This window comes from Hypericibacter adhaerens (assembly GCF_008728835.1).
In the GTDB taxonomy this organism is placed as follows: Bacteria; Pseudomonadota; Alphaproteobacteria; order Dongiales; family Dongiaceae; genus Hypericibacter; species Hypericibacter adhaerens.
On sequence record NZ_CP042582.1, the window covers coordinates 4,244,428 to 4,268,023 of the forward strand.

Genomic DNA, 23,596 nt, shown 5'->3' on the forward strand with positions numbered 1-23,596 from the left:
CTGCGGGCGGGCGCCGAAGGCTCAGGCGGCGCCCAGCGCCGCCGCGATGGCGGCGCGGTCGAGCCCCTTGAGGCCGATCACGACCAGGCGGCTGTCGCGCGCCTCGCCTGCTTCCCAGGGCCGGTCGTAATGATGCTGCAGACGCGCGCCCACGCCCTGCAGCAGCAGGCGCATCTCCTTGCCGGCGACGGCGAGGAAGCCCTTCACCCGCAGGATGTCGTGCCGCTCGATCACCGGTGTCAGCCGCGCCACCAGCTCCTCGGGCGAGCGCAGCACCGGCAGCCTCAGCGCGAAGCTCTCGAAATCGTCGTGATCGTGGTCCTCGCCCTCGAGCTCGTGATGGGAGGGACGCGCGGCCAGGTCGTCCTCGGCGGCGGCCTCGATGCCCAGGAGCGTGCGGGCATCGATGCGCCCGAAGCTCGCCGGCAGGATCTTCACCCGGCGCCCCAGCTCGGCATTGATCGCGGCCTCGGCTTGGGCGCGCGAGGAGGCATCCATCAGGTCGGTCTTGTTCAGCACCACGAGATCGGCGCAGGCGATCTGGTCCTCGAACACCTCGGCCAGCGGGCTCTCGTGATCGAGCGCCGCGTCGGCCGCGCGCTGGCGCTCGACTGCGACCGGATCCTCGGCGAAGCGGCCCGCCGCCACCGCCGGGCCGTCCACCACCGCGATCACGCCATCGACCGTGACACGCGCGCGCACCTCGGGCCAGGCGAAGGCCTTCACCAGCGGCTTCGGCAGCGCCAGCCCCGAGGTCTCGATCACGATATGCTCGGGCGGTTCCGGGCGGTCGAGCAGCGCCTCGATCGTCGGCAGGAAATCGTCGGCGACCGTGCAGCAGATGCAGCCATTGGCGAGCTCGACGATGTTCTCCTCGGGACAGCCTTCGATCGCGCAGGCCTTGAGAATCCCGCCATCGACGCCGAGCTCGCCGAACTCGTTGATCACCAGCGCCAGCCGCCGGCCGTTGGCCGATTTGACGAGATGCTGGATCAGCGTGGTCTTGCCCGCTCCCAGGAAGCCGGTGACGATGGTGGCCGGGATGCGGCCGCGGGACTTGTGGGCGGCATCCTTGCGGGCGATCAGGTCGGCGGTCATTGCGGCAAATCTCCCTTGAGGGCCAGTGGCAGGCCTGCGGCGACGAACAGCACGCGGTCGGCGATCGCCGCCACCCGCTGGTTGAGGCGGCCGGCATGGTCGCGAAAAGCGCGCGCCAGCGCGTTGTCCGGCACGATGCCGAGGCCCACCTCGTTCGATACGAGCACGACCGGGCCGCCGGGTCGCCGGATCGCGGCGCAAAGTTGCTCGGTCGCGCCGTCGATGTCGCGGTCCTGCGCCATGAGGTTGCTGAGCCAGAGCGTCAGGCAGTCGACCAGCAGCGCGCCCGTCTCGGCGCGAATCGCGTCCGGCAGCTCGAGCGGCGCTTCGCGCGTGGTCCAGGCGAGCCCGCGCTGCTCGCGATGGCGGCGGATGCGCTCGGCCATCTCCTCATCGCCGGCCGCGGCGGTGGCGAGATAGAGACGGGGATGGGCATTGGCGAGAAGGGCTTCGGCATAGCGGCTCTTGCCGGAGCGGGCGCCGCCCAGCACCAGCGTGCAGCCGGTCAGGTTCAGGTCGGACGACGATGATTGAAGCCCGGCGGAAACGCGCATCAGGCCTCCCCTCCCTCCGAGGATCGGTGTTCTGGATCGATCGAGCAGGTTTCCTGGCTCGCGGGTTGTCGGCCGACGGCGCCTTCCCAGCTCCCGTCATGGGAACCAGTGGCCTGGATCATGCCGTCGGGCCTCGCCGCTCACAGTTGCGGGGGCAGCGCCGGATTGGACCGGCTTCCCTGGCCTCGACCGGGGCTGAAGCTACAGGAAGCCGCGCGCCAAGGCCAGCGCCGATGCCGGCCCGGAACAAGCCGCGGAGGGGCCTTCGATTCTCGCGATTCGCGGGCCCGCCCGCAGGAAATCGAGCGCTGGCCCGTGGAGACAATGACGGCTTCGGCGGGAAAGTATGAGCCCAAGGCCGGCTTTCCCGCTTTGTTCCCCGAGGCCCGTCTGGGACTGATAGGCACGGCGTGGCAGGCCGACGCGATCGAACACCAGTCCAAGGACTGAGCGGCTGCCCCCGCAAGATCGCAAGCCTGCCTTGCTCAGGCGGGACCGCTGGTCATCCCCCCGCGGTCCCGCCGCTTTTTTTCCACCGTGAGTCGAACCGTTCAGGGGTGCCCGCTTCGATCCGTCGCGGCGAGCGCACGCCCTGTCATGAAGCGTTCGCCATTTGACTGATCGCGGGTGAATTGCGCGACAGCCGGGCTCTCTCGTCTTGAGACCTCGACGCGGCATTCCACATTGCCTGGCATGGGGGCCACACCGGTGCCGGAAGATCCGGCAACAACCATCGAGGTTCATCATGATCCGCGTTTCCGCTCTGCTTCCCGCTTTCGTCGTCGTCTTCGGCATGGCCACCGCCGCCTTCGCCGGCACGCCCAACGCCAACATCACCACGCCCGACCATGGCAAGGACAAGGCCGCGCAGACCGCCGCCTGCGGCCAGGCGCCGCGCTATCTGGAGCCGTCCTACTGCGGCCCGAACAACGGTCACTGATTTCGCCGCCTTGCGGGATCGCTCACCCGCGGTTCTCCGCAAGGACGCTACCGGGTTTTCGCTCCATGACGGGACCGGCAGGAAACATCCCTGCCGGTCCTGTTCCTTTGCTCCCTTCCCTCCCTCATGAATGCGCGGGAAAATTCTGGCATCGTTGCAACCTCGTGGCCGGGGCGTGAATTGGAGGACAGGCTGAGCGATCGGCCTTGAGCCTCGACCGGCGCTCGCCATCTGCAAGAGCGAAGCGAACTTTCTTCGCGCTTTCCCCGCGGCGACAATCGAGGTCAATCATGCTCAGAGCTTCCCTCCTGCTTTCCACCCTCGTCCTGGTTTCGGGCCTGACGGCGACCGGCATCGCCATGGCCGATTCGTCGGGCGCCGGCAAATCGGCGACCACCCATGTCGGGGTCACTCTGCCGAATCAGGTCTGCGCCTCCGGCCCGATGCCGGATCCTCAGGATTGCTACCCGCCCAATCGACAGGGCAAGCGGGGCCTGGAGCATCACGCCGGCTGACGGGCCGGCCGACGGCGCGGGCCCGGAAGCCCACGCCGGATGACAGACCCGACATGATTAACGGGACCGCGGAGTCATCCCGCGGTCCCGTTTTTCGTGCGATTTTGGGTGCTTGCCTAAATATGGCGAAATCTTGTCCGCAAGGCCGCAGGGCCGGCCGGGTTCGCGCGTGAATAGCTGCGAGTACCGGTGACTGATGGAGAACGTCCTCGGTGGTCCTGACTTCGCGTTTTGTTCCGGATTCCGAAGATCGGCCTTGCGGGTGAGCGACATTATCCGCCCAATCGCGAACCGTTGCCGCGCCATGGCGAGTTGATCCCTCCCATCGCGACAGCCCAGCCACTTCCGGAGAGTCGATGGACCCGGCCGAGGACGAGGAATTGATGCTGGCAAGCGGGCGTGGCGACCGCGCCGCGTTTGCCGAACTGGTACGCCGCCATCTGGGACGCTCGAACGCGATTGCCGTGCGCATGCTCGGCAGCGCCGCCGAAGCCGAGGAAGTGGTGCAGGAGGCCTTTCTGCGCGTCTGGCAGAAGGCGCCCTCCTGGCGGAAGGATGGCGGCGCACGCGTTTCGACCTGGCTGGCGCGCGTGATCGTCAATCTCTGCATCGATCGGCGCCGGCGCGCCCGGTCGGTGCCGTTGGAGGAAGTGCCTGAGATGCCCGATACCGCGCCCGCCGCCGACGATACCTTGGCTTTGGAAGAGCGCCGCCAGCGCGTCGCGGCGGCGCTGGCCGAACTGCCCGACCGGCAACGCGCGGCGGTGGTGTTGAGCTACTACGAAGGACTGAGCAATGCGGAAGTCGCCGGCGCGCTGGAGATCAGCGTCGGCGCCGTGGAATCGCTGCTGGTGCGGGCGCGCCGCAGCCTGGCCGGATTGCTGGCCGATCTGGCCCGGACGGAAGGAGTTGCGACATGAACGTGAAACGTCTCGAGCAAATTCTCGCAGCCTATGGGGCCCGGCCCGAGCGCTGGCCGGCAACGGAGCGCGAAGCGGCGGAGGCGCTCCTGGCACGGGATCCCCATGCACAGCGCCTGCTGCGCGAGGCGCGCCGGCTCGACGGGCTCCTGGACAGCCTGCCGGCGCAGGAGCTGCAGATCGATGCCTCGAGCCTCGCCGCCAGGTTGAGCGAGCGCCCGCAGGAGCCCACGAACCCACGCGCTGCGCGGGCGGCACGGTCGCGCTGGTGGCACCTGCCGATCATCATGCCGAACCTGGTGGGGCTGGCAGCCGCGGCCGCGGCCGGTTTCTGGATCGGCTGGAGCGATCCAGGCAATGACAGCGCGAGCGTTTCCGATCTCGTGCCCTATATCGCCGATCTCGGCGGAGAGGAGAATTCGTTATGGTAGATTTCCTGCGCCGCAATGCGAACTGGATCGCGATCGCGCTGGTCCTGTCGCTGGGCGCGAATCTCTTCATGGGCGGCATCATCGCCGGCCGTCTCATGCATGGCGGGTTCGGCCATCACCGCATGGAGAAGATAGAGGGCGGCGATCAGGTGGGCTGGATCGTCAGGCGCATCGCCGAGGATATGCCGGAAGGACAGCGCCAGGCCTTTCGCGAGGCCATGGACAGCCGCAAGGATCAGCTCATCGCGCTGGGCAAGCAGATGCACGATGCCCGCGAAGCGGTGAGGGACGCGATCCGGCAGCGGCCGTTCGACCGTGCCGCGTTCGACAGCGCCGCCGCGTCCCTCGGCACGACCCAGCAGGCCTTCGGCAAGGAATTCTCCGACGCCATCGGGGACGCCATCGAGCTCGCGGCCGGAAAGCCCGCCAGCAACTAGGCGGGGCCTCGGCCTTGAGACCCGAGGAGAGAGGACATGGCCTCGATCACCGGTTTTCAAGCCGTCTCGCGATTTGGACTGGGTGCCCGCGCCGGCGAGATCGAGCAGGCCAGCGCCGCGCCTTCGGACTGGGTCCTGGCGCAGCTCCAGGACGATGCGACGCCCTCGGGCCTCGCCGACATGCCGACGGGACAGACCCTCGCCGCGGACCTGCTGAAGGCCTTCAATCGCGGCGCCGCGGCCGTGCAGGAGAACCTGAAAGGTGCGGCGCGCGCGCAATATCTCGGTGAGATCGGCGCCCGCACCAAGGCCCAGGTCGAAAGCGAAGCGCCCTTCCGGGAACGGCTGGTCGCCTTCTGGTCGAACCATTTCACGGTCTCGATCGCCAAGCCGGCGCTGATCGGCCTGGCGGGCGCCTTCGAGCGCGAGGCGATCCGTCCCTTTGTCACCGGCAAGTTTGCCGACATGCTCCTGGCGGTGCTGCGGCACCCCGCCATGCTGCTCTATCTCGACAATGCGCAATCGGTGGGACCGGGCTCGCGCGCCGGCCAGATCGGCCATCGCGGGCTCAACGAGAATCTGGGCCGCGAGGTCCTCGAGCTGCATACGCTGGGCGTCGATGGCGGCTATCGCCAGGAAGACGTGCAGGCCTTCGCGAAGATGCTGACCGGCTGGTCGATCGGCGGCAAGCGGGGCAGCACGCCCGGCGCGTTCCATTTCTATCCGCAGATCCATGAGCCCGGTGCCAAGACGCTCCTCGGCAAGTCCTATCCCGAGGCGGGCGAAGCCGAGGTCGAGCAGGCGGCGGCCGACCTCGCCCATCACCCCGCCACCGCCCATCACCTGGCGCTGAAGTTCGCCCGGCATTTCGTGGCCGACGAGCCGCCCGCGGATTTCGTCGACAGGCTTGCCGGGCGTTATCTCGAGACCGACGGCAGCCTCGGCGCCATGGCGACGTTCGTCGTCCACGAGCCCGACGCCTGGCATGCGCCTTTGACCAAGGTCAAGACGCCGACGGAACTGGTGGTCTCCACCCTCAGGGCGCTGGGTCGCACGCCTGAACCCAAGGCCATCGTCGCGTCGCTCAAGAGCCTGGGCCAGGTCCCCTTCGCCGCGCCCTCGCCCGCCGGCTGGCCGGACCGCTCCGAAGACTGGATCGGACCCGAAAGCGTGCTGCGCCGCGCGGATTTCGCCATGGCCGTGGCGCAGCGGTTGCCGGCGAGCCTGCAGCCCCGCCAGCTTCTCGACGTCACCCTGGGGCCTGCCGCCAGCGAGACGACGCGCCAGGGCGTGGAACGCGCGCCCTCGCCGGCCGACGGCTTCGCGCTCGTGCTGGCCGCACCGGAGTTTCAACGCCGATGAAGATCGAGCCGCATTCGAGACTGCCGCGACGCCGCCTGCTCGGGCTGGCCACGGGCCTGGCCGGGTTCGCCGCCTTCGCACCCGTGAAGCTGGCCTTCGCCGATGCGCCGACCGAAAGCCGCTTCGTCCTGGTGATCCTGCGCGGCGCTCTCGACGGCCTGGCCGCCGTGCCGCCCTATGCGGATCCCGACTACGCCGCACTGCGGGGGCCGCTTGCCTTCGGTGAACCCGGCGAGCAGGCGGGCGCGCTCGACCTCGACGGCAAGTTCGGACTCAATCCCGCCCTCGCACCGCTGCTGCCGCTATGGCAGGCCCAGGAGCTGACCATCCTGCATGCGGCGGCGACGCCCTATCGCGACCGATCGCATTTCGACGGGCAGAACCTGCTGGAGAACGGCACGGCAGTACCCAACGGCGCGCAGGATGGCTGGCTCAACCGGGCGCTCGGCGTGATCGGCGCCACCGATCGGCGGCTCGGGCTGGCGGTCGGAGAGACGGCGCCCCTGGTGCTGGAAGGATCGGTGCCGGTCGCGTCCTGGGCGCCGGCCGGAATCCTGCCCGAGGCTTCGCCGGATTTCCTGACGCAGCTGGCCTCGCTCTACCGTGCCGATCCGCTCCTGGGGCCGGCGCTCGCCACGGGCGTCGATTCGCAGCGTCTCAGCGACGAGATCATGAGCGCGTCCCCGGAACCGGCGCCCAACGAGATGGACGCCGGCAAGAACGGCGCGAAGCTCCGGGCTGCCGATCTGCTGGCACCGGCGGCCGAAGGCGCGGGCAAGCTCCTGGCCGATGCACGGGGCCCGCGGATCGCCGTGCTCGAGGCCGGCGGCTGGGACACCCATGCCAATCAGGGCCTCATGACCGGCCGGCTGGCGACCGCGCTCGGCGGCCTCGCCAACGGCATGGTCGCGCTGAAGCGCGGGCTCGGCCCCGCCTGGCAGGAAACCGTCGTGGCGGTCGTGACCGAGTTCGGCCGCACCGCGGCCCCCAACGGCACGGGCGGCACCGATCACGGCACCGGGACCGTCGCGATGCTCGCGGGCGGCCGCATCAGGGGCGGGCGCGTCGTCGCCAGCTGGCCGGGCCTGTCGCCGGAGAAGCTCTATCAAGGGCGCGATCTGGCGCCGACGCTCGACCTGCGGGCCGCTCTCAAGGCCGCCCTCGCGACGCAGTTCGGGATCGATCGGGCGACGCTGGCACGGCGCGTCTTTCCCGACAGCGATCAGGTCGCCCCGCTCGAAGGCCTCACCGAAGTCTGACGCAAGCTCGAAGGGAGCGGCACGTCTGCGTCTCAGCGGCTGGCCAGGCGGCGCAGCTCGCTCTTGCTTTCCCGCTCCTCGGTCGCCGGGAAAAGCACCCGGACCCGCAGGCCCGGCGCATTGTCGCCGAGCTCCAGCTCGGCGTTGTGCAGATGGGCGATCGCCTTCACCAGCGGCAGGCCGAGCCCGATGCCCGGCGTCGTCCGGCTTTCGTCGAGCCGCACGAAGCGCTCGAGCACCCGCTCGCGATCCTGCTCCGGGATGCCGGCGCCGCGATCGGCGACGACGATCTCGGGCTTGCCGTCGGTGCGGCCGACCTTGATGTCGACGCGGCCGCCATCGGCGCCGTATTTGATCGCGTTGTCGAGCAGGTTGGCGAGCAGCTGGAACAGAAGCTGCCGGTCGCCTTCCACGGTCGCGGCTTCGTCGATCTCCAGATCGAACGTCACCCCGCGCTCGTCGGCGAGCGGCTCGTAGAGCTCGACCACGTCGTGGGCGAGCGCCCCCAGCTCGACCGGCTGGCGCTCGATGCGCGAGGCGCCGGCCTCGGCGTCGGCGATGGCGAGCAAGGCGGAAAAAGTGCGCAGAAGCTGGTCGGATTCGCCGATCGCCCGCTCGATCGCCTGCCGGCGCTCCTCCTCGGTCGCATCGTTGAGCGCCAGCTCGAGACCGTTCTTGAGCCGCGAGAGCGGCGTGCGCAGATCGTGGGCGATATTGTCGGTGACGGTGCGGATGCCCGCCAGCAGCCGCTGGATGTCGTCCAGCATGGCATTGAGGTTCTGCGACAGCCGGTCGAACTCGTCGCCGCTGCCGGAGACCGCCATGCGGTGCTCGACCTCGCCCGCCCGGATGCGGTCGGTCGAACGGTTGATGGCCTCGATGCGGCCGAGGAAATTGCGGCTGGCGATGAATCCCACCGCCAGGCCCAGCCCCACCGTGACGACGATGCCCCAGAGGCTGGCATTGATCAGCGCCGACCGGAGCCGCGCCTCGGTGCTCATGTCCTGCCCGACCAGCAGGTGGTAATTGTCGGGAAGCAGCACATGGATGGCGCGGGCGCCCAGCACCTTGCGCTGGCCCGCGACGTTGCGCTCGATCGTGAAATCGAGCCAGGGCCCGTCATGCTCGCCGGACGGCGGCCAGTCCGTCAGGTTGCCGGCAAGCGGCGTGTAGGTCGGACCCGCCAGGAGATAGATGCCATCGCCGACGCGGTCGGGCCGCACCCGCTCGGCGATGACCAGGCTCAAGCCGCTAGGACCGAAGCGGCGAAACTGCTCGGCCAGCAGGTTCGCCTCGGCCAGCACCGTCTCGCGCCGTTCGCGGGCGAGCATGAACTCCATCGTCCAGAACGTCACGCCGGCCAGCGAAATGGCCGAGACACTGAACAGCGCGGCGTACGTCAGCGCCAGCCGGAAGGTGCTGGTCGCGAGGAACCTAGGAAGCGGCACGCAGGGAGTATCCCGCACCCCGTACGGTGTGCAGCAGCGGCCGGTCGAACCCCTTGTCGATCTTCTGGCGCAAACGGCTCACATGCACATCGATGACATTGGTCTGCGGGTCGAAATGATAGTCCCAAACGTTCTCGAGCAACATGGTGCGCGTGACGACCTGGTCGGCATGGCGCATCAGGCATTCCAGGAGCTTGAACTCGCGCGGCTGCAGGTCGATCTCGCGGCCCGCCCGTTTGACCGAGCGCTTGAGCAGGTCCATCTCCAGGTCGGCCACCTTGAGCAGGGTCTCGGCCGTCGAGGCCTTGCGCCGGCGCCCCAGCGCCTCGAGCCGGGCCAGGAGCTCGGAGAAGGCGAAGGGCTTGGTCAGGTAGTCGTCGCCCCCGGCCTTGAGCCCCTTGACCCGGTCGTCGACCTTGTCCAAGGCGCTCAGGATCAGGACCGGCGTCTCCACGTCGGCCGCCCGCATCGCCTGCAGGACCGAAAGCCCATCCAGACCGGGAAGCATGCGGTCCAGCACGACCGCGTCGTAATCGCCGCTCGTGGCCAGATAGAGCCCGTCGCGACCGGTGGCGGCATGATCCACGACGTGTCCGCTCTCGGACAACGCCTTGGAGATGTAGGCGGCGGCCGCCTGATCGTCCTCGACGAGGAGAATGCGCATGACCAGTTGGGAGTCTATCAACCGGGCCAAGGCTCCGGAAGGGGTGGGGTAGGGTGGCGTGACAGCGGGCGCCGTCGGATCGGCAGGAGCGGACGCCCGGTTCTCGGACAGTCGGTTTTCGGATTCCGGGGCCCCGTTACGGGCCGGGGCGGCATCGCCCCGGCCCGCGAGGGAGTCCATCGGATCCGGCTTGAAGCCAGATACCGTCATGATGACCTCGTTTATGCGTCGGACAGGTCGAGTGCCAGGAACAGATCGTCGCCCTGGCGGCTGATCAGCATCAGAACGGACTTCTTCTGGTCCTTGCGGGCCTGGTCGACCAGGCGCTCCACGTCGGCCGGGTTCTTGACGCTGCTATCGGCAACCCGCTCGATGACGTCGCCGGGCCTGAGGCCCTGTTCCGCCGCCTTGCCGTCCTGATCGACATCGACGATCAGGGCGCCTTCGACGGATTCGGGGACATCGAACTGGGCGCGGGCATCGCGATCGAGGGCCGCCAGCCGCAGGCCGAGCAGCTTCTCGGTCGCGGCCGGGGCCGGGTTGTTGTCCTGCGTGTCGGCGGAAGCGACCCGCTCCTCGCTCGGCAGGCGGCCGATGGTGACATCGATCGTCTGGCGCTCATGGTTGCGCAGGATATCGACCTTGGCCGTGCTGTTCGCCGCGGCGGCGGCGACCAGACGCGGCAGGTCCCGCATCTTGTCGATCGCCTGGCCGTTGAAGCCCAGCACCACGTCGCCGGCCTGGAGCTTGCCGTTGGCCGGGCCCTTGGCGTCCACGGCCGCGACCAGGGCGCCCTTGGGCTCGTCGAGGCCCATGGCCTGGGCCAGTTCCGGCGTCACTTCCTGGATGCGGACGCCGAGCCAGCCGCGCTCGACCTTGCCATGCTCCTTGAGCTCGGCAATGACGGGCTTGGCGAGGTTCGACGGGATCGCGAAGCCGATGCCGACGCTGCCGCCGTTGGGCGTGGCGATGGCGGCGTTGATGCCGACCACCTGCCCGTCCATGTTGAAGGTCGGACCGCCCGAATTGCCCTGGTTGATCGAGGCGTCGATCTGCAGGAAATCGTCGAACGGACCCGAGCGGATATCGCGGCCGCGCGCCGAGATGATGCCGGTCGTGACCGTGCCGCCGAGGCCGAAGGGATTGCCGACCGCCAGCACCCAGTCGCCGACGCGGGTCTGGTCGGAATCGCCCCAGGACACATAGGGCAGCGGCTTCTTGCTCTCGACCTTGAGCAGCGCCAGGTCGGTCTTCTCGTCGGTGCCGATCAGCTTGGCTTCGAGCTGCAGGCCGTCGGAGGTCGTGACCTTGATGTCGTTGGCGCTGTCGATGACGTGGTTGTTCGTGACGATGTAGCCCGAGGGATCGATGATGAAGCCCGAGCCCAGCGCGGTCGCCTTATGCTTGCCGCTATGGTCCTGCTGCTGGGGACCGTTGCGGAACTGCTTGAAGAACTCCTCGAACGGCGAACCGGGCGGGAAATGGAACGGCATCTCGTCCGGCATGTCGGCGCTCTGGTCGGCGACATCCTCGACCGCGGCGATATTGACGACCGCGGGCGTCACCTTCGCCGCGAGATCGGCGAAGCTCGATGGCGCTTCGGCATGGGCGATGCCGGACTGCAGCGCGAGCGCCGCGATGCCCGTCGCCAGCATGGCGTTCCGCAACGCCGGCAGCGCAAAGGGCGCACGGACGTAACGGATCAGGTTTATACTCATCCTCCGAACCTCCTCGTGGGTAGTGCCACCCGGAAGGCCTCGAGGGCCTCCAGGGCGATGGCTGGACTCCAGAAGTAAGGAGGTCGACCTGACAGCCCGATTTCCGCAGGATTAATTCGTGTTCATGTTTAACCCTGGAAAGACCGCGGAAATCCGCGATTCTTTCATGAACATCGACCTCCGGAAGGCCCCGAGTTAATGTTTGACCGGCTGGTCAGGCTACCGGCCGGGTCCTAATCTCACCGGAAATCATGTCCTCACCATCCTCATCCTGGACGGCGCTGTTCAGTGGCGGGCGCGGCATTTATGTCGTCGCGCTCAACCTGGGCATCGGCCTGCATGCGATCGACGTTTTCGTGATCTCGACGGTGATGCCGGCCGTCGTGCGCGACCTGGGCGGCGTCGCTTTCTACGCCTGGGCGACGATGCTCTACATGATCGCCTCGATCATGGGGGCGGCCAGCGGCAACACGCTGCGTGCCGCCGTCGGCGCCCGCAACGGCTACAGCATGGCGGGACTCCTGTTTCTGCTCGGCACCATCGGCGCCGCGGCGGCGCCGACGATGGCAGCATTGCTGGCGGCGCGCTTCGTGCAGGGCCTGGGCGGCGGGCTCATCGTGTCCCAGTCCATGGGGCTGATCCGCGAGCTCTTCGACGACAGCATCCGCACCCGGGCACTCGCGACCGTCTCCGGCGTCTGGGGCGTGGCGGCCTTGCTGGGACCGCTTCTGGGCGGCCTCTTCGGCGAGTTCGGCTGGTGGCGCGGCGCCTTCGTCGCGACCCTGCCGCTGATCGCGCTCTTCGTGATCCTGGCCTGGCGCATGCTGCCGCCCTCGGAACGCGCGCGCAGCGTGCCTCACCTGCCCTTCCGCCGCCTGCTGCTCCTGGGCGGCGGCGTTCTCGCGGTCGGCGTCGGCGGCACGACCGGCTCGCTGATCCTGGAGCTCGGCCTCCTGGTGCTGGCGGTGGTGATGGTCTATCTCGCCTTCCGGCTCGATGCCGAAGCCGAGATCCCGCTCTTTCCCTCGCGCGCCATCTCGTTCAACCACCGCGTCGGCGTGGCCTTCGCGATGTTCTTCCTGATGTCGATCACCCACAGCGCGGCGGGCCTCTTCCTGCCGCTGATCCTGCAGGTGATCCACGGGGTGGGACCGCTGGGGGCCGGCTATTTCAATGCGATCCTGGCCTTGAGCTGGACCACGGCGTCTTTCATCACCGCGGGCTGGAAGGGCCGTGCCGAGATCGTCGCGCTCGCCTGGGGACCCGCCTTCGCCGGCGCCGCGCTCGCCGTCGTCGCGATCGGGCTCACCTGGATGCCGCCGGTCGCGATCGGCATCTGCATGGCCGTCACGGGGCTCGGCATCGGCAGCTCGAGCCTGCATCTGACCGCGGCGACGATGGCCGGCGCCGTCAGCGGCGAGGAGGCGCGCACCGCCTCGACCATCCCCACCGTGCGCATGCTGGGCATCGCCTTCGGTTCGGCGGGGGCCGGCCTGCTCGCCAACCTGGCGGGGCTGGCCAGCGGCATCACGCTGGCCAATGTCCAGGCGGCGGGCACGATCGTGATCGGCTCCGCGGCGGTCGCCGCGGCGCTGGTGTTCCTGCTGGCACTGCGCTTGCTGGCGCAGCGGCGCGTGGCGGCCCCCGCCGAATAGGCGAACGCGCCGCTGCCGCGAGCGGGGGCGCCCTGGTCAGGAAATGGGCGGGTTCGTCTCGACGATCGACGGGCGCTTGGCCATGTCCTGCCACCAGGCGCTGAGCTTGGGCAGCCGCGTCAGAATGGCTTTGCCCTCCGGCGTGTGCGCGAAGTAGGCCATGATGGAAGCGAGGTAGAGGTCGGCGAGGCTGAGGGCCTTGCTCACCACGAACCCGCCATCGCCGATCATCCCGTCGATCACCTTCAGGCACCGGACCGCCTCGGGAGTCGCCTTCTTGATCCGCTCGATATCGGGTTGCTGGCCGAGAAAGGCATGTTTGGCGCGCGGCGCCAGGATCTCCGTCACGATCGGCGTATAGCCCTCCGCCTCGATGATCGAGATCAGCTGATTCATCCGCGCCGCGTCCTTCTTGTCGGTCGGCTGGAGCTTCGGCCCCTTGAACGCCTCGTCCACATAGCGCGCGATCGCGCTCGTTTCATAGAGCGTGAAATCGTCATGCACCAGGACCGGGACCCTGCCGAAAGGCTGCAGCTTGAGGAAATCCGGCCGGCGATTGGCGCCACGCAAGATGTCGACGGGCCTGGACTCGTAGTCGACACCCTTCTCGATCAGGCAGAGCCGGATCATGCGCACATGCGTGCTGTAGTCGGGTCCGTACAGGATCACCTTGGCCATGGTCGGATTTCCCCCTCGGTATCGGCCCACCCCCGGGCCGGTGCCACCGCCGAAATCTGGCGCGCAAAGCCTAAGAAGCTATTGCCATGCCGGTCAATTGCCGATCGGGCCGGCGGGAATTATCCTGATAGGCACCGTTCCAATCGCGACAAGGGCCGGCGATGGCTGACGATTTCGACTTCCTGGCCGCCGCGTCGGGCGGCATGGCGCTCCAGACCCGCGATCGCCGCACGGTGCGGATCGACCGGATCGCCGCGGGCGAAGGCCTCATCTTCGGCGAGGTGCCGATGCACGGGGCCTGCTCCTGGCGTGCGGACGGCCGCTACACGCAGGCGCCCTTCGGCGCGCCCGGACCGCTCGACCTGATGCCGCCCGCGGCCGGCGGCACGACCGCGCAACCCCGCGCCTCGCTCAAGGATGCGCTCGAGGCCGGCGACGGCCGGCCCTTCTGCTGCGATTAGCCCGCCGCCGACTCTCGCGGCGGCCAGCCATAGAATCCCAGCCGCTCGCCGTTCCGGATGCCCGAAAGAGCGTGCGCCGCATAAGGCACCATGTTCGGCGGCAGGCGATCGAGAGGAAACCAGGCCAGCGCTTCGCATTTGTCGGGCTCGCGGTTCGTGGGCTCTCCGCTCCACCGGCTCGCCGAGAAGAACAATGCCATGCGATCAGAATTCGACCGGTGATGCAGGACATAGTCCAGCCGCAGATCCGCGGCTCGAAGGCCGACGCCCAGCTCCTCCCGGGCCTCGCGAATGGTTCCTTCCATCACGGTTTCGCCGGCCTCGAGATGACCGGCCGGCAGGTGATACATGCCGTCGCAATAGCCTGTGCCTTGCCGCAAGCCCAGCAGGACCTGATCGCTCTTCATCAAGACCAGATGCAGATCGACGACGACGGACGGGCGTGACGGTTTGTCGGCGGCCACGATCTCCTCCTGCTCAGTCGGCCGGCTTCACCACCTTGAAGCGCCAGGGGGCACCCTCTTCGAATACCACATAGCGCCCGATATAGCGGCGATGGATATGGCCGATCTCGAGGAAGGCGGCGTTCTCGCGCGCGGGCTTGTAGGTCTCGAAGCAGCGCATGATGCCGAGGGTGGCGGCGCTTTCGAGCGGGCCGGCGAAGGCGTCGGAACGGTCGAGGAAATAGTCCTGGCTCGCGAATTTCCGCATCTGCGCCTCGCTCAGGAAGAAGCAGCCGGCATGCGGATTGTTGACGCGCTGGAAGGCGATGCGCCGGTTGAGGACCTTGCCGTCGATCTTCGGCCGCTTGGTGATGTCCTGGTAGGGCTGGCTCAGCTCGGGCTTGGCGAGATTGGCGTCGATATAGAGCTTGTGGATCCGGTCGTCGAAGGAGACCTCGTAGCGGTTGGGCTGCAGCAGCGCGCGCTCGCCCGCCAGCGACAGGAACCAGGCGAGCTTCTCGAAGAAGGCCGGATCGGCGACCAGGATGTCGTCTTCCATGTAGCAGTACCAGTCGTACCGCCCGAGCCCGTCGCGCAGGACCGCATGGGCTTCGTAGCCCAGCAGCAGGGGCTGGGCCGCCGTCTGATGCTGGCGGAACAGGTTTCCCGGCAGGGCGGGGATCAGGTGATCGCTGCCGGTGGTGCAGAGGACGATGTCGATCTGGGCGCTGTTGGCGTGGTTGGTCTCGTAAAGGCAGCGGCGCGGCGGGTCGAGCAGGCCCTGGCGCGGACCGAACTGCTGATGCAGCGAGGCCATGCATTGGGTCAAAGCCTCGATGCGCGGCTGCGGATCGGCCCGGTGCGAGCCATAGAAGCCCGAGCTGGGCCTGTAGAAGTGAGGGATCGCCACCAGGATCCGCATGCCGTTCTCTTTCCGGGGAACCATTGCCGAATCGCGCGGGCCCGGCCGGGCCCGCGCCGCACTATAGCTTGCGGCCCGCGACCGCCCGCAAGAGCGCGGGCGGCGAAGCCGCCGGACGACCGTCCGAGGCGGCACAAATTCCTGCCGCCGGCGAGGAATCGGGTTCGCCGGCCCCGCTTCGGGACCGGAAGCAGCCTTGATCGCGGGCGGCGGAGGTCTAGTTGTCTTGGAAAGCACCATGTCGGCGCTGTCCGCCCGGCCGTAGGAACCGGGATTGGCCCGGCCGCTTGCGAACGACAGCGCCCGGCCCTGGGGAGGGAATCATGGAACAGGTCATCATCAATCTGATCGCCGGCGCCGCCGGCGGTATCGGCGCCGGCAAGGCATCGCCGAGCTTCGACCTCGGAATGATCGGCAACATCATCGCCGGCGCCGTCGGCGGCGGCGTGCTCGGCCAGATCGTCTCGGCCCTCATCCCCGCCATCAGCGCGGCGGCGCAGGGCGGCAATCTCAGCGTCGGCGGGATCGTCGGGCAGATCGTCAGCGGCGGTGCCGGCGGCGCGATCCTCACCATCATCGCCGGCCTCATCAAGAACAAGATGATGGCCAAGAGCTGACCGCCGGCGCCTAGCGCGGCAGCTTGCCGGTCTGGCGCAGGCTGATGTGGCCGCCGGCGCTCACGATCAGATGGTCGTGGAGCGCGATGCCCAGGGTCTCGGCGGCCCGCATGATCTCGCGCGTGATCTCGATGTCGCCGGGCGAAGGCTTGAGATTGCCGCTGGGATGGTTGTGGACGAGCACCAGCCCGACGGCGCCGAGGTTGAGCGCGCGCTGCAGGATCTGGCGCGGATAGGCCGCCACTTCGTTGACCGTGCCGGTCTGCTGCAGCTCGTCGGCGATGAGCCCGTGGCGCTGGTCGAGGAACAGCACGCGGAACTGCTCGATCGGGCTGTTGCCGATCACGGTGCGGCAATGCTTGGCGACCTTGTCGATCGAGTTGAGGATCGCCCGTTCCTTGAGCTCCTCGCGCCCCAGCCGCACCGCCGTCTCGGCGATGGCCCGCAGGTTCACGATGGTCGAATAGGTGACGAGCTCGAACCCGGCAAGCTCCTCTTCCCGTGCCGCCAGCACGCCACCCAGGCTGCCGAACCGCTCCAGCAGCGCCTTGGCCAGGGGCTTCACGTCCTTGCGCTCGACCGTGGCGAAGAGCAGCAGCTCCAGCAGCTCATAGTCGGGCAGCGCGCCGAGGCCGCCCGCCATGGCGCGCTTGCGCAACCGCTCGCGATGGCCCCAGTAATGCGGCCGGTTGGGCTTTTCCGCCGGCGCCTCGGCCGGAATCGGCAGGACCGCGATCAGCCGCTCGGTCGGGTCCTGGGATTCGAACACCCAGGCGCGGGCGAGCTTGTCCCACTGGCCGCCGATCTCCTGCAGCGCCTGGCGATGGGGATAGGTGTCGCCGCGCACCGCGAACCGCTCGATCCCGCCGCCCGGCAACGGCTCGACGGTGATGCCGATGCGCTCCAGCGCATCGGCCGCCCCCGCTCCGTCCGGCCGGTCCTGTCCCATGCCCGCAACGGTTGCGCGAGCCCCGCACGGGGTCAAGGGCCGCGCCGATGACGGGGGGCAGGCCGGATCTCGGGCGCTTGACGGCTCGCTTCCTTCCCTATATATAACCATAAGGTTATTTAACTATAGGGTTTTATAGAGATGACGGCGGACGCCCTCTCCCTCACCTTCGCGGCCCTCGCCGATCCCACGCGGCGCGCGATCCTGGCCCGCCTCTCGCTCGGCCAGGCCACCGTCACCGAGCTGGCGAAGCCCTTCAAGATGAGCGGGCCCGGCGTCACCAAGCATCTGAAGGTGCTGGAGCGGGCGGGCCTGATCGTGCGCGGCCGCGAGGCGCAATGGCGGCCGAGCCGGCTCGACGCCCGCCCGCTCAAGGACGCCGCCGCCTGGCTCGATCACTACCGGCAGTTCTGGGAGGCGAGCTTCGACCGCCTCGAGGACTACCTCAACGAGGTGCAGATGAAGGGAGGCAAAGGTGGCCGCACGAAAAGGCGCTGAGCCGGTGGCCGCGCGGGAGGCGGAGCCCGCCGACCGCGTGCTCGTCATCTCGCGGCTCTTCGACGCACCGCGCGCGCTCGTCTATCAGGCCTTTGCCGATCCGAAGCAGGCGCTACAATGGGCCGGTCCGCGCGACTATCCGGCGGTCCATATCGAGGGCGATCTCAGGCCCGGCGGCCCATGGCGCACCTGCCTCAAGGGGATCGAGGACGGCCGCCTGCTCTGGCAGGGCGGCGTCTATCTCGAGGTGGTGCCGAACGAGAAGCTGGTCTTCACCTTCGCCTGGGACCAGGAGGACGGGAGTGCGGGGCCGGAGACTCTGGTCACCATCACCTTCGCCGATCGGAACGGCAAGACGCTGATGACCTTCCGGCAGGCGGTCTTCAACACGGTGGCGAACCGCGATGGTCATCGCGGCGGCTGGAACAGCGCCTTCGACCGGCTGGCGGAGCTTCTGGCCTCGCACCGGTAGCGGCAGGACGAACGGCAACGGGAGGCGAGCTTGCATCGGCCTGATCGCTTCCCACGGAGGTAGCGCCTCATGTGCTGTGCGTTGGCGGCCCTTCTGATCGCGATGGTCGCGGCCTGCCGCGGCGGCTTCAGGGCCGTCGTCGGCTGGCGGCCGCCGGTGCGGTGGCTCGCCCTCTCGAGCGCTCTCGCCGTCTTCCTGGTGGAGGGCTCGGCCCTCGCGGCGAAGCATTTCGATCACTATGCCGCGCGCGCCCGCGCGCATGACCGCTCGGTCCTGGCCGAGATCTGGGCCCAGCCGATCTGCAACGGCGCCGGGTCGACGGCGCTCGCCGCTTCGTCGCACGCCGAAGTGATCGGCACCGATTGAGCAAGGCTCCGGGGCGGCTTTCGGGCGCGGTTCACAGCCCGCGGCGGTCCTCCCAATCGAACTTCGCCACCGCCAGCGGCCGGAACCAGGGCCAGCCGCGGTAATAGAACTTCGTCGGGAAACCTTCGGCATCGAACGCGGTGCGGGCATCGTTGGCGCGCAGGATGCGCTGGGCCAGCTTGTAGCCGAACCAGCTCCCCATCGGCACGCCGGCGAAGCAATAGCCCAGCCCGTAATGCATCCCGTCCTGGCTGCCGATATGCGGCCAGAGATCGAAGGTGGCGGCGCATTGCCCGGTCCAGACATGGGCGAGCTTCGTGCCCTTGAGATCGGGCAGGATCTGGTCCATCCGCCCCTTGAGCCGCCGCGCCTTGGCCTTGAGATCGCGCGTCGGGCTGCCGGTGCGCCAGCCCAGCAGCAGGCGCTCCTGGTCGGGCGCGCGGCGCCAATAGGTGAGGTTGTTGTTCCAGTCGTGATAGGTGCGGTTGGTGGGCGCCGCGCGGTCGAGGAGCTCGCGCGGCAGGATCTCGGTCGCGACCATGAAACCGTTGAAGGGCACGATGCGGCGCTGCAGCCAGGGCGTCGCGGATCCCGTATAGCCGTTGGTCGCGATCGCGACCTCGCGCGCCTTGAGCGATCCCCGCGAGGTCGCCACGGTGAAGCCGTCCGTCTCGCGCAGGATGCCGGTGACGGCGGTGCGATCGTAGAGCCCGGCGCCCGCGCGTTCGGCGGCCGCGATCAGGCCGTTCACGTAGAGCGCCGGATGGATCGAGCCCATCTCCGGGATCATGGCGCCGCCCTGGAAGAGATCGGAGCCGGTCTCGCGATGCTGCTCGGCACGCGGCACCATCGCGAACTCGTCGCCCAGATGGCGCTGCTTGATCGCGAGCTCGCGCGCCATGCCGTCATAGTGGCGCGGGCTCAAGGCCGCCATGAAGCGGCCGCTGCGCCGGAGATGGCAGGAGATCGCCTCGCGCTCCACCAGCTCGTAGACGAAATCATAGGCCGCGCGGGTGTCGCGATAGATCGCGAGCGCACCCTCGAGCCCCCGCGAATCGATCAGCGAGCCGAAGCTGTGCTTGAGCGTGCGTCCGACATAGCCGGCATTGCGCGAGCTCGCCCCCTCGCCCAGCCGCTGCGCCTCCAGCACCGCCACGCGGCGCCCGGCGCGCGCCAGGGTCAGGGCCGCGACCAGGCCGGTGAAGCCCGCACCCACGATGGCGACATCCACGGGCGGGGGCAAAGGCTGCGGCGGACGCTCCGGCCGGGGCCCCGCTTCCCACCAGTACGGTGTCTCCTTGAATCCCGACGCGAAGATCCCGCCGTCCGCCATGCCCGTCCCCCGATGATCGCCAACCCTTCTAGCAAGGACGCCACCCGACCGTCCATTGACCCACTTCCTTTACCCTCCCCCTCATTCATGAGGGGGAGGGACAGGCCCGCAGAGGGAAAGGAGATTTCGCCTGAGCAATCCCGCCCGCGCATCGCAAGGAAGTCTCTGCTAGAGTGCCGCCAGTGGCTCGGGGGTTCCGGACAAGTTCATGAATGCGATCGGGTTGGGTCGCCGCGACTATGCCAAGGGCGTCGCGGCCATGTTGCTGGCGACCTTGTTCTGGTCGCTCTCCGGTCTCTTCATGCGGATCATCCCGCAAGACGATGTGTGGCGGATCGCCGCCTGGCGTTCGGGCTGCATGTCGCTGGGGCTGCTGCTGTTCCTGCTGACGATCTACGGCCGGGGCACGCTGGCGCAGTTCCGCGCCATCGACCGAAGCGCACTGCTGGGCGCCGCCGGCTTCTTCGCCGTGGGCTCCACCCTCTATATCGTGGCGCTCTCGCTCGCCGGGACGGCCAATGTCGCCTGCCTTTCCAACCTGACGCCGATCTTCGCGCCCCTCCTCGCCCGGCTCGTCCTGGGCGAGCGCTCGGGCCCTGCGATCTGGATCGCGACCGCGCTCGCGATCGCCGGGGTCTTCGTCGTCTTCGGCACCGATTTCGGCCAGGGCAGCGCCATCGGCAACGCCCTCTCGCTCGTGGTGGCCTTCTGCTTCGCGGCCCAGACCGTCTGGCTGCGGCGCTATCGCGACATCGACCTGGTGCCGGCCGTCTGTCTCGGCGGGCTCGTGGTGTTCGTCGGGGTGGGGCTGGTGCGCGGCGGCCTCGCGATCTCGTGGGAAGCCTTCGGCTGGATCCTGCTGATGGGCTTCCTGCAGCTCGCCTTGCCGCTGATCCTCTATACCCGCGCCGCGCGCTGGGTCCCGGCGATCCAGATGACGCTGATCGCGCTTCTCGACGTGGTGCTCAATCCCTTCTGGACCTGGCTCGTGGTCGACGAGGTGCCGGCGATGAACGCGATCTGGGGCGGGCTGCTGATCCTCGTCGGCGTGCTCATCAGCGTGATCGCCGGGCGCAAGCCGCAGGCCTCGGCCCCCGCACCGGCGGCCGCGATCCCCGAGCCCGTCGGCGAACGCTGAGCGCCGTCAGGCGCGAGCCGGCGGCGTCTCCACATGGGGCAGGCGCGAGCGGTATTCGAGATCGTCCAGCACCAGGTGGTTGCGCATATAGCTGGTCGAAGCGTCGCGCATCGGCTGGAAGTCCCATGATGCGTGCCGGCCGGTCATGAGCGCTGCCGCCACCATCCGTCGCCGCCGCTGGCTCGCCACCACCTTCTCGCGCAAGCCCGCCATGTCCCAGCGCCGCACGGCCTCGGCCCGATAGGCCGCGACCTTGCCGGCTTGCGCCGGATCGGCGGCGGTGTCGCGGCGCTCCTGCGGGTCCGTCGCCAGATCGAAGAGCTGATCGGGATCGGACGGCGTCGTCACGAACTTCTCGCCGCCGCGCCGGATCATCATCAGAGGCGCCACCACCCCTTCGCCCAGATATTCGCCGATCACCTCGTCATGGCCGCCATTGCCGGCGAGATGCGGCAGCAGCGAGCGCCCGTCGATCGGGGCGGCATGGTCGGGCTTGCGCCCGTCTCCCGCGATCTCGGCCAGGGTCGGCAGCAGGTCGATGAGCGAGGTGGCCTCGCGCACGCGGTGCGGGCGGAACAGGCCGGGCCGCGAGACGATCAGCGGGATGCGGCAGGCATTCTCGTACCAGCTCATCTTGTACCAGAGCCCGCGCTCGCCCTGCATGTCGCCGTGGTCGGCGGTAAAGAGGATGATGGTGTCGTCGGCGAGCCCCACCTCCTCGAGCGCCTTGAGCAGCAGGCCCACCTGGTCGTCGACGAACGAGATGGCGCCGTAATAGGCGCGCCGCGCGGCGCGGATATGGGCTTCCGTGATCTCGTAGCGATCCATGTCCGAGACATGGCGCAGCCGCTTCGTGTGCGGATCGAGCGGCACGTCGCCCGCTTTCACTATCGGAAGATCGATGTCCTCGTCGCGATAGCGGTTCCAATGTTCCGGCAGGATCGCATAGGGATCGTGCGGATGCGTCATCGAGACCACGAGGCAGAAAGGCCGCTCGTCGGTCCCGCGCGCCGCGTCATGGATGTAGCGGCGCGCCGCATAGACCGTCTCCTCGTCGAAATCGAGCTGGTTCGAGCGCACGCAGGGGCCTGCTTGAACGACGGAAAGCATGTTGTGGTACCAGGAGGGCCGGGTCTCGAAATCCTCCCAATCGGGAAACCAGCCATAGTCGGAAGGATAGATGTCGGTGGTAAGCCGCTCCTCGAAGCCGTGGAGCTGGTCGGGCCCGCAGAAATGCATCTTGCCCGAAAGCGCGGTACGGTAGCCGGCGAGGCGGAGATAATGGGCGAAGGTCGGGATGTCGGCCGCGAAATCGGCCGCGTTGTCATAGGCGCCGATGCGCGAGGGCAGGGCGCCGGCCATCATGCTGAAGCGCGAGGGCGCGCAGAGCGGGCTGTTGCAGTAGAAGTTCTCGAACAGCACCCCGCGATCGGCCAGCGCCGAGATATGCGGTGCCTTCACCACGCGATGGCCATAGGCCGGCAGGAAGCTCGCCGCCAGCTGGTCGGCCTGCAGGAACAGGATGTTGGGTCTGCGCTTTGCCATGAGGGTCTCGCTGCGTCGCTTGCCGGCACCGGCCTCCAGCCATCAAATGCATTTATGGGCAGGAGGACCGAACGCCGGCCGGAGGGCCAGAGTAGCCTGCGCTCGGCTTGACGCGGGAGCCGGTCTGGAGATGATAAGGCCATGAAAGAAACTAATGCCGAGGGCGGCGGCCGGCTGCCGCCGCTGCGGGGCCTCGTCACCTTCGAGATGGCGGCGCGCCTGGGCAGCTTCACCAAGGCGGCCGAGGGGCTGGGCCTGACCCAGCCGGCCGTCAGCCATCAGATCCGGCGTCTCGAGCAGCATCTGGGCCGCCCGCTGTTCCGGCGCGATCATCGCGGCATCGCGCTCACCGAGGCGGGCGCCGCCCTCTTTGTCGCGGTACAACGCGGCCTCACCGGCATCGGCGAGGCGGTGCGCGAGATCCGCGGCACCACGGCGCAGCGCGTCGTCACCATCGCCGCCGACGTGGCCTTCTCCGGGCTCTGGCTGGTGCCGCGCCTGGCCGAGATCAAGGCGCTGCTGCCGACCGTCGAGCTCAGGATCATCACCTCGCAATGGACCCAGAACATCAACGAGATCGGCGCCGATCTGGGCGTGCTGTTCGGCGACGGCGCCTGGTTCGGCACGCGCGCCGAGCTGCTGGTGCCGGAATATGCCTTCCCGGTCTGCGCGCCTTCGCTCCTGAAGGACGGCCGGAAATTCACGCTCGAGGAGCTGCAGCGCCTGCCGCTGCTCCATCTCGAGATGCCGAGCCCGGTCAAGGGTGCCAGCGAGCCCTGGTTCAAATGGGAGAGCTGGTTCGCCGCGGCGGGGCTGCCCTACCGCCCGGCCCAGCCCGGCCTCTCCTTCAACAACTACAACTTCACGATCCAGGCGGCGATCGCGGGCCAAGGCATCGCGCTGGGTTGGCGACCGCTGGTGGAACAGATCCTCCTCGCCGGCCAGCTCGTGCCCTGTGCGGACAAAGCCTGCAGCTCGGCGCGCGGCTATCACCTGCTGCTGCCCGGCCGCGGCGTGCCGGGACCCGAGGTCCAGCGCTTCATCGCCTGGCTCAAGACCGCCATGGCGAAATCGCCGCCGGTTCCGACGGAGGGCAACTGACTCGAATATCACCTACCCCCTTGCGGGGGAGGATTAAGGAGGGGGCTGCTCGGTCCATCAGCCCCCTCCCTC

General features: G+C 68.6%; 26 protein-coding genes and 1 riboswitch. Of the genes, 15 read left to right on the plus strand and 11 right to left on the minus strand.

The annotated features are described in order from the left end of the window. Positions 1–21 precede the first annotated feature (21 nt). Positions 22–1,098, minus strand: a complete 1,077-nt coding sequence (gene cobW, locus FRZ61_RS18995; protein ID WP_151119207.1) for a cobalamin biosynthesis protein CobW — start codon at positions 1,096–1,098, stop codon at positions 22–24. Further along, positions 1,095–1,652: a bifunctional adenosylcobinamide kinase/adenosylcobinamide-phosphate guanylyltransferase gene (cobU, locus tag FRZ61_RS19000; RefSeq protein WP_191909103.1), complete on the minus strand. Its 558-nt coding sequence runs from the start codon at positions 1,650–1,652 to the stop codon at positions 1,095–1,097. The genes cobW and cobU overlap by 4 nt, the downstream gene beginning before the upstream one ends. Before the next feature lie 26 nt (positions 1,653–1,678). Continuing rightward, positions 1,679–1,876: riboswitch (cobalamin riboswitch) on the minus strand. Positions 1,877–2,397: 521 nt separating this feature from the next. On the opposite strand from cobU, the gene FRZ61_RS19005 reads away from it, so the two are divergent. The 7 genes from FRZ61_RS19005 (at position 2,398) to FRZ61_RS19035 (ending at position 7,516) form a co-directional block, all read left to right on the plus strand. Further along, entirely contained in the window at positions 2,398–2,592 is a 195-nt protein-coding gene (locus tag FRZ61_RS19005; protein ID WP_151119208.1) for a hypothetical protein, read from the plus strand. 290 nt (positions 2,593–2,882) lie between these two features. Further along, the gene (locus tag FRZ61_RS19010) at positions 2,883–3,107 is read left to right on the plus strand and encodes a hypothetical protein (protein ID WP_151119209.1); all 225 of its coding nucleotides are present in this window, start codon (positions 2,883–2,885) and stop codon (positions 3,105–3,107) included. A 356-nt stretch (positions 3,108–3,463) separates the two neighbouring features. Continuing rightward, a complete protein-coding gene (locus tag FRZ61_RS19015) occupies positions 3,464–4,027 on the plus strand; it encodes an RNA polymerase sigma factor (protein WP_151119210.1) in 564 nt (187 codons plus the stop codon). Further along, positions 4,024–4,458, plus strand: coding sequence for a hypothetical protein (locus tag FRZ61_RS19020; protein WP_151119211.1), 435 nt, complete (start codon positions 4,024–4,026; stop codon positions 4,456–4,458). Before FRZ61_RS19015 ends, FRZ61_RS19020 begins: the two co-directional genes overlap by 4 nt. Then, positions 4,452–4,895, plus strand: a complete 444-nt coding sequence (locus FRZ61_RS19025) for a periplasmic heavy metal sensor (protein ID WP_151119212.1) — start codon at positions 4,452–4,454, stop codon at positions 4,893–4,895. Before FRZ61_RS19020 ends, FRZ61_RS19025 begins: the two co-directional genes overlap by 7 nt. Before the next feature lie 36 nt (positions 4,896–4,931). Further along, entirely contained in the window at positions 4,932–6,257 is a 1,326-nt protein-coding gene (locus tag FRZ61_RS19030; protein WP_151119213.1) for a DUF1800 domain-containing protein, read from the plus strand. Then, positions 6,254–7,516: a DUF1501 domain-containing protein gene (locus tag FRZ61_RS19035; RefSeq protein WP_151119214.1), complete on the plus strand. Its 1,263-nt coding sequence runs from the start codon at positions 6,254–6,256 to the stop codon at positions 7,514–7,516. The genes FRZ61_RS19030 and FRZ61_RS19035 overlap by 4 nt, the downstream gene beginning before the upstream one ends. A 32-nt stretch (positions 7,517–7,548) precedes the next feature. Here FRZ61_RS19035 and FRZ61_RS19040 read toward each other — a convergent pair whose 3' ends face one another. The 3 genes from FRZ61_RS19040 to FRZ61_RS19050 form a co-directional block, all read right to left on the minus strand. Beyond that, complete coding sequence (locus FRZ61_RS19040; RefSeq protein WP_151119215.1) at positions 7,549–8,964, minus strand: sensor histidine kinase; 1,416 nt, start codon at positions 8,962–8,964, stop codon at positions 7,549–7,551. Next, positions 8,951–9,628 carry a winged helix-turn-helix domain-containing protein gene (locus tag FRZ61_RS19045; RefSeq protein ID WP_151119216.1) on the minus strand — a complete coding sequence of 226 codons (678 nt, stop codon included), beginning with the start codon at positions 9,626–9,628 and terminating at the stop codon, positions 8,951–8,953. The genes FRZ61_RS19040 and FRZ61_RS19045 overlap by 14 nt, the downstream gene beginning before the upstream one ends. Positions 9,629–9,849: 221 nt before the next feature. Further along, on the minus strand, positions 9,850–11,346 hold the full coding sequence (locus FRZ61_RS19050) for a DegQ family serine endoprotease (RefSeq protein ID WP_225308895.1): 1,497 nt from the start codon (positions 11,344–11,346) through the stop codon (positions 9,850–9,852). Between the two features lie 251 nt (positions 11,347–11,597). On the opposite strand from FRZ61_RS19050, the gene FRZ61_RS19055 reads away from it, so the two are divergent. Beyond that, positions 11,598–13,001 (plus strand): MFS transporter, encoded by a 1,404-nt coding sequence (locus FRZ61_RS19055; RefSeq protein ID WP_151119217.1) that lies wholly within the window; start codon positions 11,598–11,600, stop codon positions 12,999–13,001. A 36-nt stretch (positions 13,002–13,037) separates the two neighbouring features. Here the strand turns inward: FRZ61_RS19055 and FRZ61_RS19060 are convergent, their stop codons facing one another. Then, positions 13,038–13,679: a glutathione S-transferase family protein gene (locus FRZ61_RS19060; protein WP_151119218.1), complete on the minus strand. Its 642-nt coding sequence runs from the start codon at positions 13,677–13,679 to the stop codon at positions 13,038–13,040. A gap of 161 nt (positions 13,680–13,840) precedes the next feature. On the opposite strand from FRZ61_RS19060, the gene FRZ61_RS19065 reads away from it, so the two are divergent. Next, positions 13,841–14,140 (plus strand): hypothetical protein, encoded by a 300-nt coding sequence (locus tag FRZ61_RS19065; RefSeq protein ID WP_151119219.1) that lies wholly within the window; start codon positions 13,841–13,843, stop codon positions 14,138–14,140. Here FRZ61_RS19065 and FRZ61_RS19070 read toward each other — a convergent pair. Together FRZ61_RS19070 and FRZ61_RS19075 are read right to left on the minus strand one after the other, a co-directional pair. Further along, the gene (locus FRZ61_RS19070; protein WP_225308896.1) at positions 14,137–14,604 is read right to left on the minus strand and encodes an NUDIX hydrolase; all 468 of its coding nucleotides are present in this window, start codon (positions 14,602–14,604) and stop codon (positions 14,137–14,139) included. The genes FRZ61_RS19065 and FRZ61_RS19070 overlap by 4 nt on opposite strands. A gap of 13 nt (positions 14,605–14,617) precedes the next feature. Beyond that, complete coding sequence (locus FRZ61_RS19075) at positions 14,618–15,529, minus strand: calcium-binding protein (RefSeq protein ID WP_151119220.1); 912 nt, start codon at positions 15,527–15,529, stop codon at positions 14,618–14,620. Positions 15,530–15,828: 299 nt separating this feature from the next. Here FRZ61_RS19075 and FRZ61_RS19080 point away from each other — a divergent pair, with 299 nt between their 5' ends. Further along, on the plus strand, positions 15,829–16,122 hold the full coding sequence (locus FRZ61_RS19080) for a hypothetical protein (protein ID WP_151119221.1): 294 nt from the start codon (positions 15,829–15,831) through the stop codon (positions 16,120–16,122). 10 nt (positions 16,123–16,132) lie between these two features. Here FRZ61_RS19080 and radC read toward each other — a convergent pair whose 3' ends face one another. After that, positions 16,133–17,071, minus strand: coding sequence for a RadC family protein (gene radC / locus FRZ61_RS19085; RefSeq protein ID WP_151119222.1), 939 nt, complete (start codon positions 17,069–17,071; stop codon positions 16,133–16,135). A gap of 141 nt (positions 17,072–17,212) precedes the next feature. Between radC and FRZ61_RS19090 the strand changes: the two genes are divergently transcribed. From FRZ61_RS19090 to FRZ61_RS19100, 3 genes are all read left to right on the plus strand, one after another. Beyond that, positions 17,213–17,569: an ArsR/SmtB family transcription factor gene (locus FRZ61_RS19090; protein ID WP_151119223.1), complete on the plus strand. Its 357-nt coding sequence runs from the start codon at positions 17,213–17,215 to the stop codon at positions 17,567–17,569. Then, the gene (locus tag FRZ61_RS19095; RefSeq protein WP_225308897.1) at positions 17,547–18,041 is read left to right on the plus strand and encodes an SRPBCC family protein; all 495 of its coding nucleotides are present in this window, start codon (positions 17,547–17,549) and stop codon (positions 18,039–18,041) included. Before FRZ61_RS19090 ends, FRZ61_RS19095 begins: the two co-directional genes overlap by 23 nt. 69 nt (positions 18,042–18,110) lie before the next feature. After that, complete coding sequence (locus FRZ61_RS19100; protein ID WP_151119224.1) at positions 18,111–18,407, plus strand: hypothetical protein; 297 nt, start codon at positions 18,111–18,113, stop codon at positions 18,405–18,407. A gap of 31 nt (positions 18,408–18,438) precedes the next feature. Here FRZ61_RS19100 and FRZ61_RS19105 read toward each other — a convergent pair whose 3' ends face one another. Continuing rightward, positions 18,439–19,740, minus strand: a complete 1,302-nt coding sequence (locus FRZ61_RS19105; RefSeq protein ID WP_151119225.1) for an NAD(P)/FAD-dependent oxidoreductase — start codon at positions 19,738–19,740, stop codon at positions 18,439–18,441. A 208-nt stretch (positions 19,741–19,948) separates the two neighbouring features. Here FRZ61_RS19105 and FRZ61_RS19110 point away from each other — a divergent pair, with 208 nt between their 5' ends. After that, the gene (locus FRZ61_RS19110; protein WP_151119226.1) at positions 19,949–20,878 is read left to right on the plus strand and encodes a DMT family transporter; all 930 of its coding nucleotides are present in this window, start codon (positions 19,949–19,951) and stop codon (positions 20,876–20,878) included. 6 nt (positions 20,879–20,884) lie between these two features. Here the strand turns inward: FRZ61_RS19110 and betC are convergent, their stop codons facing one another. Beyond that, positions 20,885–22,423 carry a choline-sulfatase gene (gene betC, locus FRZ61_RS19115; protein WP_151119227.1) on the minus strand — a complete coding sequence of 513 codons (1,539 nt, stop codon included), beginning with the start codon at positions 22,421–22,423 and terminating at the stop codon, positions 20,885–20,887. A gap of 141 nt (positions 22,424–22,564) precedes the next feature. Here betC and FRZ61_RS19120 point away from each other — a divergent pair, with 141 nt between their 5' ends. Further along, a complete protein-coding gene (locus tag FRZ61_RS19120) occupies positions 22,565–23,524 on the plus strand; it encodes a LysR substrate-binding domain-containing protein (protein ID WP_151119228.1) in 960 nt (319 codons plus the stop codon). Positions 23,525–23,596 lie beyond the last annotated feature (72 nt).

What these genes read in the sequence shown, in the direction of transcription:
- cobW (WP_151119207.1), bottom strand. Translation starts at nt 1,098, where the DNA reads ATGACCGCCGACCTGATCGCCCGCAAGGATGCCGCCCACAAGTCCCGC.
- cobU (WP_191909103.1), bottom strand. Translation starts at nt 1,652, where the DNA reads ATGCGCGTTTCCGCCGGGCTTCAATCATCGTCGTCCGACCTGAACCTG.
- FRZ61_RS19005 (WP_151119208.1), top strand. Translation starts at nt 2,398, where the DNA reads ATGATCCGCGTTTCCGCTCTGCTTCCCGCTTTCGTCGTCGTCTTCGGC.
- FRZ61_RS19010 (WP_151119209.1), top strand. Translation starts at nt 2,883, where the DNA reads ATGCTCAGAGCTTCCCTCCTGCTTTCCACCCTCGTCCTGGTTTCGGGC.
- FRZ61_RS19015 (WP_151119210.1), top strand. Translation starts at nt 3,464, where the DNA reads ATGGACCCGGCCGAGGACGAGGAATTGATGCTGGCAAGCGGGCGTGGC.
- FRZ61_RS19020 (WP_151119211.1), top strand. Translation starts at nt 4,024, where the DNA reads ATGAACGTGAAACGTCTCGAGCAAATTCTCGCAGCCTATGGGGCCCGG.
- FRZ61_RS19025 (WP_151119212.1), top strand. Translation starts at nt 4,452, where the DNA reads ATGGTAGATTTCCTGCGCCGCAATGCGAACTGGATCGCGATCGCGCTG.
- FRZ61_RS19030 (WP_151119213.1), top strand. Translation starts at nt 4,932, where the DNA reads ATGGCCTCGATCACCGGTTTTCAAGCCGTCTCGCGATTTGGACTGGGT.
- FRZ61_RS19035 (WP_151119214.1), top strand. Translation starts at nt 6,254, where the DNA reads ATGAAGATCGAGCCGCATTCGAGACTGCCGCGACGCCGCCTGCTCGGG.
- FRZ61_RS19045 (WP_151119216.1), bottom strand. Translation starts at nt 9,628, where the DNA reads ATGCGCATTCTCCTCGTCGAGGACGATCAGGCGGCCGCCGCCTACATC.
- FRZ61_RS19050 (WP_225308895.1), bottom strand. Translation starts at nt 11,346, where the DNA reads ATGAGTATAAACCTGATCCGTTACGTCCGTGCGCCCTTTGCGCTGCCG.
- FRZ61_RS19055 (WP_151119217.1), top strand. Translation starts at nt 11,598, where the DNA reads ATGTCCTCACCATCCTCATCCTGGACGGCGCTGTTCAGTGGCGGGCGC.
- FRZ61_RS19060 (WP_151119218.1), bottom strand. Translation starts at nt 13,679, where the DNA reads ATGGCCAAGGTGATCCTGTACGGACCCGACTACAGCACGCATGTGCGC.
- FRZ61_RS19065 (WP_151119219.1), top strand. Translation starts at nt 13,841, where the DNA reads ATGGCTGACGATTTCGACTTCCTGGCCGCCGCGTCGGGCGGCATGGCG.
- FRZ61_RS19075 (WP_151119220.1), bottom strand. Translation starts at nt 15,529, where the DNA reads ATGGTTCCCCGGAAAGAGAACGGCATGCGGATCCTGGTGGCGATCCCT.
- FRZ61_RS19080 (WP_151119221.1), top strand. Translation starts at nt 15,829, where the DNA reads ATGGAACAGGTCATCATCAATCTGATCGCCGGCGCCGCCGGCGGTATC.
- radC (WP_151119222.1), bottom strand. Translation starts at nt 17,071, where the DNA reads ATGGGACAGGACCGGCCGGACGGAGCGGGGGCGGCCGATGCGCTGGAG.
- FRZ61_RS19090 (WP_151119223.1), top strand. Translation starts at nt 17,213, where the DNA reads ATGACGGCGGACGCCCTCTCCCTCACCTTCGCGGCCCTCGCCGATCCC.
- FRZ61_RS19100 (WP_151119224.1), top strand. Translation starts at nt 18,111, where the DNA reads ATGTGCTGTGCGTTGGCGGCCCTTCTGATCGCGATGGTCGCGGCCTGC.
- FRZ61_RS19105 (WP_151119225.1), bottom strand. Translation starts at nt 19,740, where the DNA reads ATGGCGGACGGCGGGATCTTCGCGTCGGGATTCAAGGAGACACCGTAC.
- FRZ61_RS19110 (WP_151119226.1), top strand. Translation starts at nt 19,949, where the DNA reads ATGAATGCGATCGGGTTGGGTCGCCGCGACTATGCCAAGGGCGTCGCG.
- betC (WP_151119227.1), bottom strand. Translation starts at nt 22,423, where the DNA reads ATGGCAAAGCGCAGACCCAACATCCTGTTCCTGCAGGCCGACCAGCTG.
- FRZ61_RS19120 (WP_151119228.1), top strand. Translation starts at nt 22,565, where the DNA reads ATGAAAGAAACTAATGCCGAGGGCGGCGGCCGGCTGCCGCCGCTGCGG.